Raw genomic sequence first — 13,026 nt, forward strand, 5'->3', positions numbered from 1 at the left:
AAAAAGGGGAAATCATCACGTCAGTTCCGTTTCAATAAATACATCCACCGCATCGAGGAGTTCGCGAAACGAGTCTAAGAGTTCAGTGGATCCGTCGAGACTATGTTGGCAGGCCATTTCTTCGAGTTCCTTGGCGCGATCGGAGAGAATGGGAACCCCCATATTGGCGGCAGAACCTTTGAGTCGGTGGGCGAAATGCTTCACCTGGGAATAGTCTTGGGAGGCGATCGCCCGTTCTAAGGGCTGTAAATCTTGGGAGGCTGTTTCCAGAAACATTTGCAGCAGTTGCCGTTTGACGGAGATTTTACCCCGAGAGATTTTTTCGAGGCGATCGCGATCGATGGGGAGGGTAAAATCCGGGGAATGGATTCCAGAACCATTGCCATTTCCACTGGAGGAATAGATTGGATTCACAGAAACCAGAGCACCTGATTCCGCCAATTCTGAGTCTGTCGCCCCAAGGGAATGATTCTGATGACTCAGAGGAATTTTCTGGGCCCATCGCTGCACAATTCGGGATAAATCCTCTTCATCCACGGGTTTGCTCAAATAGTCATCCATGCCGGAAGCTAAACATTTCTCGCGATCGGCTTTCATGGCATGGGCAGTCAAGGCAATCACAACCGTGCGATTTTGATTCCCCTCTCGCCGCCGTAATTCCTGAGTCGCCGTATAACCATCCATCAATGGCATTTGGCAATCCATCAAGACGATATCGTAATTTTGGGCTTCCAAACACTTGAGTGCTTCCAGACCATTCGCCACACAGTCTGCTTGGTAGCCGAGGGTTTCAAGTTGAGAAAGTATAACGGTTTGATTGATTAAGTGATCTTCTACCACCAAAATTTTTAGGTCTTTTTTTCCACTAGAAATCAAGCGAGCGCCCTTGGGTTCTAAAGAACTCAACTCCCTTTCTTCTGGAGATTCGCCGATGGGTTCCCGACGAGTGGCTGGCTGAAATTCCAGGGTAAACCAAAAGGTTGAGCCCTGATTGACTTGACTGTTTACGCCAATTTTCCCCTGCATCATGGAGACCAATTGCTCACAAATGGCCAGTCCCAATCCCGTTCCGCCATACTGACGGCTAGTGGAAGGATCGACCTGAGAGAAAGATTGAAACAGTTTAGCCTGGGCTTCCGGGGGAATCCCAATTCCGGTATCGGTGACTTCAAAATAAATGCGCGTCTGACGGTTAGTATTTTCCTCTAATTTGGCTTTTACAGAAATAGAACCGGACGGGGTGAATTTAATCGCATTGCTGACTAAATTGAGTAAAATTTGGCGCAATCGGCTGGGGTCACCTTGCACAAACCGGGGCAAATTTTCCTGAAAATGGAGTTTTAAAGTCAGACCTTGGTCTTCGGCTTGAGGTTTAAATAAATTGATCACATCTTGCAGACATTCATATAAGCTAAACTCCAAAATTTCCAAATGCATTTCCCCGGCTTCCAACTTAGAAAAGTCTAGGATGTCATTAATCAGGCCGAGTAAATGTTTGGCAGAAATCCGAATTGTTTCCGCATATTCCTGTTGTTTAGGCGTCAGTTCGGTATGCAACATCAACCCCGCCATTCCCAAGACGCCATGCATGGGGGTGCGGATTTCATGACTCATATTGGCCAGAAATTGTGATTTGGCTTGGGCAGCTTCTAGGGCAGCTTCGCGGGTTTGGATCAATTCATCCACGCGATCGGCGACAATAATCACACCCCCGATCGCCTCGCCATCTTCTGTCCCATTGAGGGGATTGACGTACCAAGGCTGAACGGCCCAGCGGAAGTATAACACCGACCCATCGGCCCGCTCCCACTTATCTTCCGTGCGAGAAATAAATTGTCCTTTTAATCCCTGGTGGTGGAGTTCTTTCCAGTCTTCTTTGATATCGGGAAAGATGTCATAGTAACTGCAACCCAAAAGACTTTGAGAGACCAAATTATGATCCGTGAGCCATTGGTTGCTGTAGGAGAGAAAACGCATTTCCGTATCGAACATCGCCATTGCGATCGGGGCATTTTCAATAAATTGCCGGAGTTGCTGATATTCTTGTTCTTGAGCGAGTTCGGCTTGTTTGCGCTCTGTAATATCAATGCCAATTCCCCATCCGGCCCAACTGGCGATCGGGAAGCGTGAGCTGATATTAGACCAAGCCACGGTCTTGATCATGCCATCTTTGCAGGTAATTTGCCATTCCCGGGCGCGTCCATGATTGCGCGCTTTATTCACTTCTTCAATAATGGCATCGCGTAGGGTATTCACCGACGGCACAGGGGTGACAAATGGCGAGGTAGAAGGTGCACTCAAGTCTGTAGATATCCCATTCTCTGAAGACTGATCCGAGAACAGGTGTTTAGCCTGGGGATTGCCAATAATTTCCGCAGAAGAATAGCCCGTGACTCTTTCACACTCGCGGTTCCAGACGATAATATTTCCCTCGACATCAAACGCCGTCAACATCACCGGCATATTTTCCAAAACACCGCGCAGGCGCAGTTCGCTTTCCTGGAGTGCCTGATATGCCTCATCCCGTTGGAGACGATTAATATAAGCTTGAGAATGGTAGCGAATTCGGGCCAGGAGTTCAATGGGGTCGGGTAGTTTAACCAAATAGTCATTCGCACCGGCAGCAAACGCTTCGGCTTTGAGCTTGGCTTCTTCTTTCACCGACAGTACAATCATGGGAATGTCACGGGTGGCGGCATTGGCGCGAAAAAACCGCAGTAATAATAGCCCGTCCACATCCGGCATGACTAAATCTTGCAAAATTACCGTGGGGGAAATTTCCGTGGCTTGTCGAACGCCATCAAGAGGGTCCTGGCAATAGTGAAAAATAATATCTTCTTCATCTACAAGCATCCGACTGACTGCTTCACCAATGATCGGTTGATCGTCAATGAGCAAGACGGTAATCGGGTGTGGTGTCCAGGTCATTTTGGGACTGGTGGCTTTGGCATTCTGCCTGGTCATAGTCTTGGAGCTCAAAGACTGAATGGATAGAGATCGGTGGCAGGTTCAGAAGACTGCTTTGCTCAAACTGAACCAATCAGCAGCAAATGGGTTCAGAGTATTGTGGAATGAGGGATGATTCCTCCGTTGAATCGAGTTAGCGTGAATTGGCTAATCCTGGGGATGGGAAATCGCCAGGGGGAATAAATCTGCGCGATCGCTCCTCCTTCTGTGGGGTAAGCGTCTGAGTTTCCCCATATTATCCTCAATTTCGGGGGTTTCAGCTACCTTTAACAGACTGATACTCTCCCTTTAGGGAGACCGCAGTTTGCGCTTTTAGCCCTTTAGAACCCGTAAAAGTCATACTTTAAGGGTAGCAGGATCAGCTCGTGCTGGCGCGACTTTCAACCCGCAATGAGCCGAATCAGAACCTCAGCCAATAAAAGGGTAGATATCCGACTAGGACCGCAGCTCTAGGTAGGGGCCTTGGAGCCAGGGCATCGACTCCCTCCGGACAAAGGCCGATCGCGATCCCTGCCTCCTGAGAATCCGGGCGATCGGCACAGACACAAACTAAAGTTTATAATTCGGTTGCTCTGCTGGCTTTAATTCAGCACGGTACTCAACGTTTAGTAAATTATAGGGATGAGCATGGAAACGGCTTTAATTACGGGAGCATCTTCTGGAATTGGTGCGGCATTTGCCCGAGAATTAGCTCGTCGTCATTACCATTTGATTCTCGTGGCGCGATCGCAAGAGCAACTCAATACCCTCGCCCAAGAACTCCGAAACCAGTATCCCATTCAAGTTGAAGTCATTGTCCAAGACCTCGGACAACCCCAGGCAGCCACCCAGGTTTATCAAACCGTTAAAGACCGAGGTTTGACTGTTGATTTACTGATTAATAATGCCGGATGTGGAGACTATGGACCCTTTGCCCGTCGCAGCCGCACTCGTCAGTTAGAGATGATTCACCTCAATATCGCAGCCCTCGTGGAACTGACCCATTGTATCTTACCTGAAATGCAACAGCGGCGATCGGGCAGCATCATTAATGTTGCGTCCATTGCCGGATTTCAACCCCTACCCTATATGTCCGTTTATGCCGCTTCTAAAGCATTTGTCCTCAGTTTTAGCGAAGCACTCTGGGCCGAAAATCTCGACTTCAACCTCCGCATTCAAGCCCTTTGTCCCGGTCCAACTCAAAGTAAATTTTTCCAACAATCTGGGTTTCCCCAGACCATGAACAACAATCAAAAAATTACCATGATTCCCCCCGAACAAGTCGTTCAAGACTCCCTACGCGGCCTTGAAAAAAATCAGCCCGTTGTCGTAACCGGAACCTTTAAAACTCACATCATTGTCAATCTCCCCCGCTTTTTCCCCCGTTCAGTCTGGGTCAATTTCATGGGCAAAATGTTTAAAAGCGAAGAGTAAAGTGGGAAAGATGTTCAACGTCCCGACTTCAGTCGTTCTCTTATCTTTGTTCAACGTCCCGACTTCAGTCGTTTCTTTCTTACCTTGTTCATAGTAACGACTCCAGTCGTTCTCTTATCTTTGTTCAACGTCCCGACTTCAGTCGTTTCTTTCTTACCTTGTTCAACGTCCCGACTTCAGTCGTTTCTTTCTTACCTTGTTCGTAGTCACAACTTCAGTCGTTCTCTTCAATCCACCCCATCATCCCCACATTTATCTATCCCCCACAATCACCACTGTCCCTTGTGCACCATCAATTCTAACCCGTTGCCCATCTTGGAGACGAGAAGTCGCATCCGTAACATCCATCACCGCAGGAATTCCATACTCACGAGCAACGATCGCCCCGTGGGAGAGTTGACCACCCACCTCCGAAATCAACCCCCCAGCGCGGGCTAATACAGCGGACCAACCCGCATCCGTGTAGGAAACAACGAGAATCGTTTCCTTATCAATGGGGCTAATTTCTTGTAAATTGCGAAGCACTTTGACTCGACCTTCCACAACCCCAGCACTCGCACCAATCCCCCGCAATCCTTGAGACATATCCACCACGGTGCGGGTTACAGTCGAAGGCAGGGCCGGTGTATTTCCATAGACCACAGCAGGCACAGATTTCAGTTTTTTATCCCGGGCAAAAGCATCTTGCCGGGTGGCAATTACTTCTCGGATAAGAGGTCTTAATTCCCGATTTGAACCTTCGATTAATTGCCGAATTTCCCCAAACTCTAAAAAGAAAATATCCCCCTTTTGAGCGATGATTTCCCTCTCTATAAACTGCTGTTCCAACGCTAAAAAACTCCATCGCAAATGCGCCAACAACTGGTTATAAATCACCGCCACCCGACCCTTTAAGTCAAGACGACTTTGAACAATTTGGGCTCGGATGCGTTGAAAGGTGGGTTTGTTTGCCACAGGAACAGGTTGAAACAACTGCTGAGTAAACAGTTGGCGCACAGGTCGGGGGTCTTCTTTCCAAGTGGGAACGGCGATATCTGTGGCAACATCGCTCAAATAGCCGTAGCGGTTGAGAAACTCATCGAATTGGTCAAAAATTGCTTGTCCTTCGGGCATTTCCGCGAGGACGGCAAACAGTTGAGAACAATCTCCGGTTTTATCCCCAGGGAGACTAATTTCATCCAAGTCCGGCAGGACCAATAAGGCGGCATTGGCAATTTCTTGGAGGGCCTGGACTGCGGAGATTTCGGGAGTTTTCCCATAATCCAGTTCGCGATCGCCCACTTTGAGCATTCCCTTTCTCAAGGCAAAACTCAGGGGGGACAAAATATTGTAATAGGTGACCGTTTCTAACAACTCCAAAATCTCATCAATCCGTTGCAGCAGGGATTGAGGGGTTAAGGAAGAACCGTCCGATCGCGATCCCGTGTCATCGGAAACAGAAAGCGCTTTCTGGGACTCGAAGGCGGCCAAGGCGGGGGCCAAACGCCTCTGTTCTAGGTCATCAAAATTAAATCCTAGACGGATTTCTCGTCGCAGCAATCGCAGTAATCCCGGCAGGGAAATCAAGGTAGAGGTTAAGGGCGGTTTACTGAAGGCTGCACCCCGGGTCAGAAATTCCAGACTTTCTGGGGGTAAACCCATACGCAGAAAGATTTCCCCCAGTAAGGAGGCATTAAAATAAGCATGAGAAAAATGCAGGGTGGCGGTTTGCAGAAAATCCAGATTACGGGCGCGTTTGCCTAACACTAGGCTAAACAGTTTCCCCCAGACGCCACAGGTGAGGGGACGATTTAAGGACCAGGTGAGGGGACGAATGGTGCCGGGGATGACTTCCGCAGCGATTTTGCGGGTCCATAAGGGTAGCAGGGTGGTGATGGGACGCGCCTGTAATAGCCAGAGTGATTCCCCATCGTAAGTCCATTCGATGTCTTGGGGAATGCCGTGGTAGTGGTTTTCCAGATGGCGGACGAGATAGGCGACTTGTTGCAGCAATCGTCGGGGGACATCCCCGGTGCCTTCGAGGGGGAGTTGTTGGTCCTCGGGGAGTTTCCAGCTTGCGCTGGCATCGACATCGGCAGCGGAGATAAAGACTTGGTAACGTTCCGGGGTGACTTGTCCGGAAACGACTCGGGAACAGTCTCCGGGGAGGGCTTCGATCGCCACAAAATCCCCTTGTCCAGCGATGGGGTCCCGACTAAAGGCGACACCGGAAAACACGCCGGGAATTTGGGGTTGAATGAGGACTGCCATTGCGTCTCTTGCCGTTTGCCGAGGATTGCTGGATCGGCCTCGGGGGCTAGAATCCTGACGATATTGAGCAGCATTGGGGCGATCGTAGGAGGTTAAGCAGCGGGTAATCGCTTCACTCAAACTGGGGCGCGAGATGACGTTGGCAATAGAGAGATATTGACCCGCCGCAGAGGCAGTTTCGGTATCTTCGCCAATGGCGGAGGACCGGACAATCAGGGGAGAGTCCTCTGATGGGTCGAGATGAGCAATCAAGGGGGCGGGGTCATCCCCGGGAGGGAGGACCCATCCCGGGGGAACGGGATAGCCGGACTGCTTGAGGGCGGCTAATGTGGCAGCTTTTGCGCCAACTTTGGCGGCATCGAGGGGTTTGTCCAGAGAAACCAGGGCGCGATCGCCTCGGAAGAAGCGAAACATCTTCTCAGATTGTTCGTGACTGTTGGTGGCAGGCAAATCTAAATCGTCAGGCATTTTTTGGTAAATCCAGTAGAGTATTACCCCCAGGGCGATCGCGGCGGCGATGCGTTCAACTTGCTGGGAGTGCAAGGCAGCCGTAATCAGCGGCAGGAGGACCAACACTAAGGTCCGACCCTGCTGACGCTCTCGCACTAGAGTAAAACTAATCCCCCCAATCAAAAAAATCAACCCCGAGGCGATCGGGTCATAGACGATAAACCCCCAAACCACATTGGTGGTCCCGGCCCCTCGTCCTTTCCAATACCGACCCATTACCAAGGCAATCAAGGAAATTAATTCCCATTCTGGATTCTGGGGAAAAAACTGCCTTGCTAGCAATACGGCTAAAATTCCTTTTGATGCCTCAGATATGACCGCGAGGATACCGGCAACTCGTCCTCCATGATAGAAGGCCGCAGAGACCCCTATATTGCCGGTTCCCACCCGCCGCAAATTTTGGCCGGTGAGGGCCCGAGTGATCCAATCAATCAGGGGTAAGGCCCCTAAGATTGGACAGAGGATAAAAATCAGCAATGTACCCCAAACTTGCGTCAGCGTCATGGAAAAACCAGCAATTGCGGCGATGAGGGATGACTCTTTAACAAATATCTAAGTATGCCGCAAAAATCAAAGTTCTGCTGAAAGAGGTCCCTATTCCCGGGGCAATGGGGTCTGATTACCTCAGCAACTGCGCCTACTCCCGTTCCTCATATCCATTGGCATAGACGATCGCGCACATCTGCCGGTAGGTTTGATGAGGGCCACAGGCGACCCCAGTCCAGCGAAATTCGCCGTTGAAGATGTTCTTCCGGTGACCACGACTACTCACCCCATCATCGATAATCAGTTGCATGACCACTTGTTCTGCGGTATCGGAACCATAACTGATGTTTTCTGCGGCCCCTCCCTGCCAGCGTCCATAACGGTTCATCCGGTCAAATGGGGTGCTGCCATCGCTGCCGGTATGTCCGATTTCCCCTCGTGGCCCTTGGTCCTGGACTAAATCCGCTGCTGCTTGAGACATCCCTCGGGAGGGGCACAAGGAGGGTTTAGAATCCATTGCCCGCAGGGCCCGAATGGCTTCATCAACAGCACTGATTCCCTCTTGGGTTGCGATCGCGGTTTCTCCCGGTTGTTTAAACAGTCTGCCGTCATAATATTGTTTCAGGGTTTCCAGTTTGTTAGCATATTCCCCGGGATTGGCCCGCGCTTGATTCATTTCCCGAATAATCTGTGCTTCTAATTGAGATAAATAGGACATGGAGTCTCCTTGGGTGAGGATGAGAGGATGAGGAGGGTTGGATTGCCCCATCGGCCTGTGCTCTAGTTCTATAATTATGGGGGTTTTGTACCCCGGGTGAAATTCGCCTCTTGATCAAGGGATAAAATCGGCTGAACGGGAAGGCTCATACTCCTCATTCCCCATCCTAAAATTATCCCCCCTTTCTTCCCTGCTGGAGGTGGAAAAAGGCGGGGTTTATTTTTTTCACGGGAGTTTATTTTGTATAGCTGGATTGAGTTTCTTTGTTAAGGATAGCACTGTCTAAAAGCGAGTCATCCTATCCCCGGCGATCGCGGGTTCTCGGTTTGCGCTACAGTTAGGATGCAACAAGAGTGCGAGCCTGCCAATTTTGTTCGATAAAAAAAGCCGATGGATTACCCAACTGCCTACAATTTTTTAATGGATCAGGGAACTGCCCTAAGTTCTCAGCGCAACCCTGATGATTTACTGCGCCGTCTCCAACAAGGAAAACCGCCGATTCCTGGTCAAATTACGGCTATTTTATTAGCACTTAAAGTGGTTTTTGAAGGAGTGAAAGATGCCAAAAATTTAGACCGAAACTTGGTTTGGGCATTGTATCTTTTAACGGTGGAAAGTCAGCAGCTTTTTGAAAGTGGCTGGAATTCTGGGGTAGATTGGCCGCCGCTGTTAAAAGAGGATTTACACCGAATTGCGATCGCCGTCCAAAGTATCTATTCCGGCATTTGGCAAGGGGGGTGAGGCCAATTAGAAATCATCCAGTATAAGGATATTATAACTGAATTGGACAATTCAGCACAGGACTGGGAGCAGATTGCTCCCCCTCCCCCGAACAATGTTTAATCCCCTGAGACAAGGTTTATAAAAATTGGATATTCCCTTGAGGTCAATAATTTTTAACCTAATTTTCTCATTCTCTGGGGACGATCGCCACTTTGATGACTTGGCGATCGCGCATATCCTGGAAGGTTCTTTCTAAGTCTTGGAGTGACCGGCGATCGCTGAGTAACAATTCCAAGGGAATCTGTCTGCTGGCAATGGTAGAAAGTGCTTCTCGGACATGGTAAGGGGTATTATGGAATACGCCTTTTAAGGTTATTTCACTGTAATGTAATCGTTGAGTATTTACTGTGATTGTCGTATCTTTTGGACAACCGCCGAATAAGTTAATAATCGCACCCGGACGACCACAGGCGATGGCGGTTTCCCAAACTTCCGATACTCCTGTCGCTTCGATGACAACATCTGCACCCCATCCATCGGTGAACCCTCTCACCACCTCGGGAATGGTTGGGTCTAATTGATGATAATTAAAAGTCTGAAATGCTCCCAGTTGTCGGCCAATGTCCAAGGGATTATCATTACCGCCGAATAACACAACTTCAGCACAACGGGTTGCTAAAACTGCCACAAACATTAATCCAATTGCTCCATCCCCAATCACAATAACCCGGTCTTGGGGTTGAATTGGTGAACGGTATATTCCATGTAAAACACAGGCTAATTGTTCAGTTCATAAAGCTAATTCATCGGAAAATTCGGAGGAATTGCTAGTAAATTAGCTTGAACAATGGCAGCAAGAATTTTTAAGTATTCCGCAAAAGTTCCGTTATTCCAAGTAATGTTAGGACAGAGGGAATAGGCATGGCGATCGCAGAAAAAACAATAGAAGCAAGGGGCGGAATTATTGGCAACCACGCGATCGCCTATTTGCCATCCCTGAACCCCCTCCCCAATTGCCACAATTTCCCCTGATGCCTCATGTCCAAATAAGGTGGGAAGTTGCAACATCTTAGCATGACCCCCACGCCGCCATACCTTCAAATCCGTCCCGCAAGTCGTGGCAGTTTTCACCCGAATCACGACTTCCCCCACATCCGGTGTCGGATCCGGTACAATTTCTAAACGTCAGTCTTCTTTTCCGTACAGTAATGCCGCTAACACGGGTCCCTATTCCTAAAGAGTTTCCCCTTATTTTATCAGCCTGGGTGTCTCTTCCTGTGGGTTTTTACTCAGATTACCGATGAAGCTTTCCTGTTGAGGCGATCGCCTAACCGTCTAAGGCAACCACTTCTCCCTAATGTAGTCTCTTGTACCCTCTAAACCCCGATGACCCAATTTTCTGTATCCTTAACTCAGTAACCCCAATGAAATTAATTTCCCCTGTTTTAGTCAGTCTCATTGCGGTATTCACGGACGTTAATTTATCTCTCGCGCAAGAAATTTCCCCCGCTACGGATGGAACGGGTACCCAAGTTCACTGGAATGGAAATCAATATGATATTCAAGGGGGCACTCTCTCTAAAGATGGTATCAGTCTGTTTCATAGCTTTGAGCAGTTTGGTTTAAATCCTGGAGAAATTGCCAATTTTCACTCCATTCCCCCTCTTCAAAATATTCTGGGACGAGTTACGGGAGGAAGCGCTTCAGTCATCAATGGATTAATCCAAATCTCAGGAGGAGATGCTAATCTATTTTTGATGAACCCCGCTGGGATAATTTTTGGACAGAATGCTCAATTAAATGTATCCGGAGATTTTTTTGCAACTACAGCAACGGGAATTGGATTTGATAGTAATACCTGGTTTACTGCCACGGGTTCTCAAAATTGGCAGGAGTTAGTCGGAACCCCAGTGCAGTTGGCTTTTGACTCCTGGAAACCAGGAAGCATTGCCAATTTTGGCCGGATGGAATTGCAACCGGGTCACGCATTGGTTTTAATGGGAGGAACTGTTTTCAATGCCGGTACTCTGTCTAGTCCTGGAGGAAATATTACCCTTGCTGCCATCCCCGGACAACATCGAGTTCGTATCTCTCAAAGCGGACATTTGTTAAGTTTAGAGGTGGAGATGGGAACCGAGGGAGTTCTAACCGGAGGGGAATTCGCCTCCTTGCCGGATCCCCTCTCACTTTCAGAATTATTAACCGGGGGAAACCTAGAAAATGCTACGGGGGTAGAAGTCAATGCCGATGGGACGATCGCACTCACAGGTTCAGGAATCAGTCTGGATGCCAAAATCGGGGATGCGATCGCCTCGGGAACCCTCGATGTCAGCGATCGCAGTCCTGATCAGTCTGCATTACCAACCATCACCCTTGTAGGCGATCGCGTTGCTGTCATCGATGCGGCGATCGATGCCTCCGGAATTGATGGCGGTGGCACAATCCGGATTGGCGGCGACTTTCAAGGCAATGGTACAATTCCCACCGCCACCCGCACATTTGTTAGTGCAAACACAATCATTCATGCCGATGGACTCTCTATTTCCGATCCAGCAGGAATCACAAATTCCCCCTCGGCAGCAGATGGAGGACGAGTGATTATCTGGTCCGATCAAACCACCCGCTTCTATGGACAAGTCACTGCCAGAGGGGGTTCTCATCCTGCTTACCTTCCCCAAAATGGCGGGTTTGTAGAAATATCGGGACGGGAATTTTTAGACTTTCAAGGGACCGTCAATACCCTCGCACCTTATGGTACTTCGGGAATTCTTTTACTGGACCCGACGAATATAGAAGTGGTCAGCAGTACAGAAAATACAGCTAATTTGTCTGACGTTGATGCCTTTGCAGACCCGGATTTAGGCGAACCCACGACGATCGCTGTAGACTTGATTAATAATGCGACAACTAATGTCATCTTACAAGCAACGGAGGACATTACCCTAGGTACCCCAGTCGCCATTCAAACTCCTGGAGTCGGATTGACTGCGGAAGCGGGAAATTGGATTGCCGTCTATGGTAGCATTCAAACCAATCAGGGAGACATTACCCTCACAGCAAATCGATCGGGAAGTGGGGGACTGTTGATTGATAGCAAGGCGATTCTCTCTTCCGGTGGTGGCAATATCACCTTAACGTCAAATCCTGGAAATAATGGGATTCAAACGGGTGAGATTATCTCCACTGGCGGAGATGTCTCCCTCACCTCTTCTGGAGATATTGAAGTCCTTGCAATTGATGCCTCGGGAGGCAGTAACGGCAGGGGTGGCAGGATAGAAATCAATACGGGGGGATTTTTTCGCGCCACGGGAACTTTGCGCGATCGCCTGGATATTCCCACGAGTCTTTATACTGCTGATGCCAATGGCAACGAGGCGATCGTTATTCGGCATGGCGGGGATAGCGCAACCCCCTTTATTGTCGGCGATGCCAGAACCAATGGCACTGTAGGCGGCATTTTTACGGGAACTGAACAACTCAACGGCATTCTCTTATCCAGCGATCGCACTCAAGGCAATATTGCAATTCTCTCCAATTTCGCACCCCCGCCACCCATCCAATTCACCCCGATCCAACCACCGCCACCACCAGGAGGGACTCAACCGCCACCACCAGGAGGAATGCAACAACCGCCACCACCAGGAGGGACTCAACCTCCACCACCAGGAGGGACTCAACCGCCACCACCAGGAGGAATGCAACAACCCCCACCACCAGGAGGAATGCAACCGCCACCACCAGGAGGGACTCAACCGCCACCACCAGGAGGAATGCAACAACCCCCACCACCAGGAGGAATGCAACAACCCCCACCACCAGGAGGGACTCAACCACCACCACCGGGAGGGACTCAACCACCACCACCGGGTGGAATGCAACCGCCACCACCGGGAGGAATGCAACCCCCACCACCGGGTGGAATGCAACCACCACCACCGGGTGGAATGCAACCGCCACCA

The 13,026-nt window shown here is 49.6% G+C and carries 8 protein-coding genes; 3 read left to right on the top strand and 5 right to left on the bottom strand.

What is annotated here, in order from left to right:
- Positions 1 to 15 precede the first annotated feature (15 nt).
- Complete coding sequence (locus tag NG795_RS05630; protein ID WP_367287687.1) at positions 16 to 2,964, bottom strand: response regulator; 2,949 nt, start codon at positions 2,962 to 2,964, stop codon at positions 16 to 18.
- A gap of 624 nt (positions 2,965 to 3,588) precedes the next feature.
- Here NG795_RS05630 and NG795_RS05635 point away from each other — a divergent pair.
- Positions 3,589 to 4,380, top strand: a complete 792-nt coding sequence (locus tag NG795_RS05635; RefSeq protein WP_495855876.1) for an SDR family NAD(P)-dependent oxidoreductase — start codon at positions 3,589 to 3,591, stop codon at positions 4,378 to 4,380.
- A 252-nt stretch (positions 4,381 to 4,632) separates the two neighbouring features.
- Here the strand turns inward: NG795_RS05635 and NG795_RS05640 are convergent, their stop codons facing one another.
- Entirely contained in the window at positions 4,633 to 7,644 is a 3,012-nt protein-coding gene (locus NG795_RS05640) for a glycerol-3-phosphate acyltransferase (RefSeq protein ID WP_367287688.1), read from the bottom strand.
- Between the two features lie 133 nt (positions 7,645 to 7,777).
- Positions 7,778 to 8,395 (bottom strand): CAP domain-containing protein, encoded by a 618-nt coding sequence (locus NG795_RS05645; RefSeq protein ID WP_367287689.1) that lies wholly within the window; start codon positions 8,393 to 8,395, stop codon positions 7,778 to 7,780.
- Between the two features lie 339 nt (positions 8,396 to 8,734).
- On the opposite strand from NG795_RS05645, the gene NG795_RS05650 reads away from it, so the two are divergent.
- Entirely contained in the window at positions 8,735 to 9,085 is a 351-nt protein-coding gene (locus tag NG795_RS05650) for a Dethiobiotin synthetase (RefSeq protein WP_261197321.1), read from the top strand.
- A 169-nt stretch (positions 9,086 to 9,254) separates the two neighbouring features.
- On the opposite strand, the gene NG795_RS05655 is transcribed toward NG795_RS05650, so the two are convergent.
- Complete coding sequence (locus NG795_RS05655; protein WP_367287690.1) at positions 9,255 to 9,755, bottom strand: zinc-binding dehydrogenase; 501 nt, start codon at positions 9,753 to 9,755, stop codon at positions 9,255 to 9,257.
- Positions 9,756 to 9,865: 110 nt separating this feature from the next.
- Positions 9,866 to 10,198 (bottom strand): alcohol dehydrogenase catalytic domain-containing protein, encoded by a 333-nt coding sequence (locus NG795_RS05660; protein ID WP_367287691.1) that lies wholly within the window; start codon positions 10,196 to 10,198, stop codon positions 9,866 to 9,868.
- A gap of 293 nt (positions 10,199 to 10,491) precedes the next feature.
- Between NG795_RS05660 and NG795_RS05665 the strand changes: the two genes are divergently transcribed.
- On the top strand, positions 10,492 to 13,026 hold a 2,535-nt coding region (locus tag NG795_RS05665), incomplete at its 3' end, for a two-partner secretion domain-containing protein (RefSeq protein WP_367287692.1).

It is taken from the genome of Laspinema palackyanum D2c (genome assembly GCF_025370875.1).
Classification (GTDB): Bacteria; Cyanobacteriota; Cyanobacteriia; order Cyanobacteriales; family Laspinemataceae; genus Laspinema; species Laspinema palackyanum.

What these genes read in the sequence shown, in the direction of transcription:
- NG795_RS05630 (WP_367287687.1), bottom strand. Translation starts at nt 2,964, where the DNA reads ATGACCAGGCAGAATGCCAAAGCCACCAGTCCCAAAATGACCTGGACA.
- NG795_RS05645 (WP_367287689.1), bottom strand. Translation starts at nt 8,395, where the DNA reads ATGGGGCAATCCAACCCTCCTCATCCTCTCATCCTCACCCAAGGAGAC.
- NG795_RS05635 (WP_495855876.1), top strand. Translation starts at nt 3,589, where the DNA reads ATGAGCATGGAAACGGCTTTAATTACGGGAGCATCTTCTGGAATTGGT.
- NG795_RS05640 (WP_367287688.1), bottom strand. Translation starts at nt 7,644, where the DNA reads ATGACGCTGACGCAAGTTTGGGGTACATTGCTGATTTTTATCCTCTGT.
- NG795_RS05650 (WP_261197321.1), top strand. Translation starts at nt 8,735, where the DNA reads ATGGATTACCCAACTGCCTACAATTTTTTAATGGATCAGGGAACTGCC.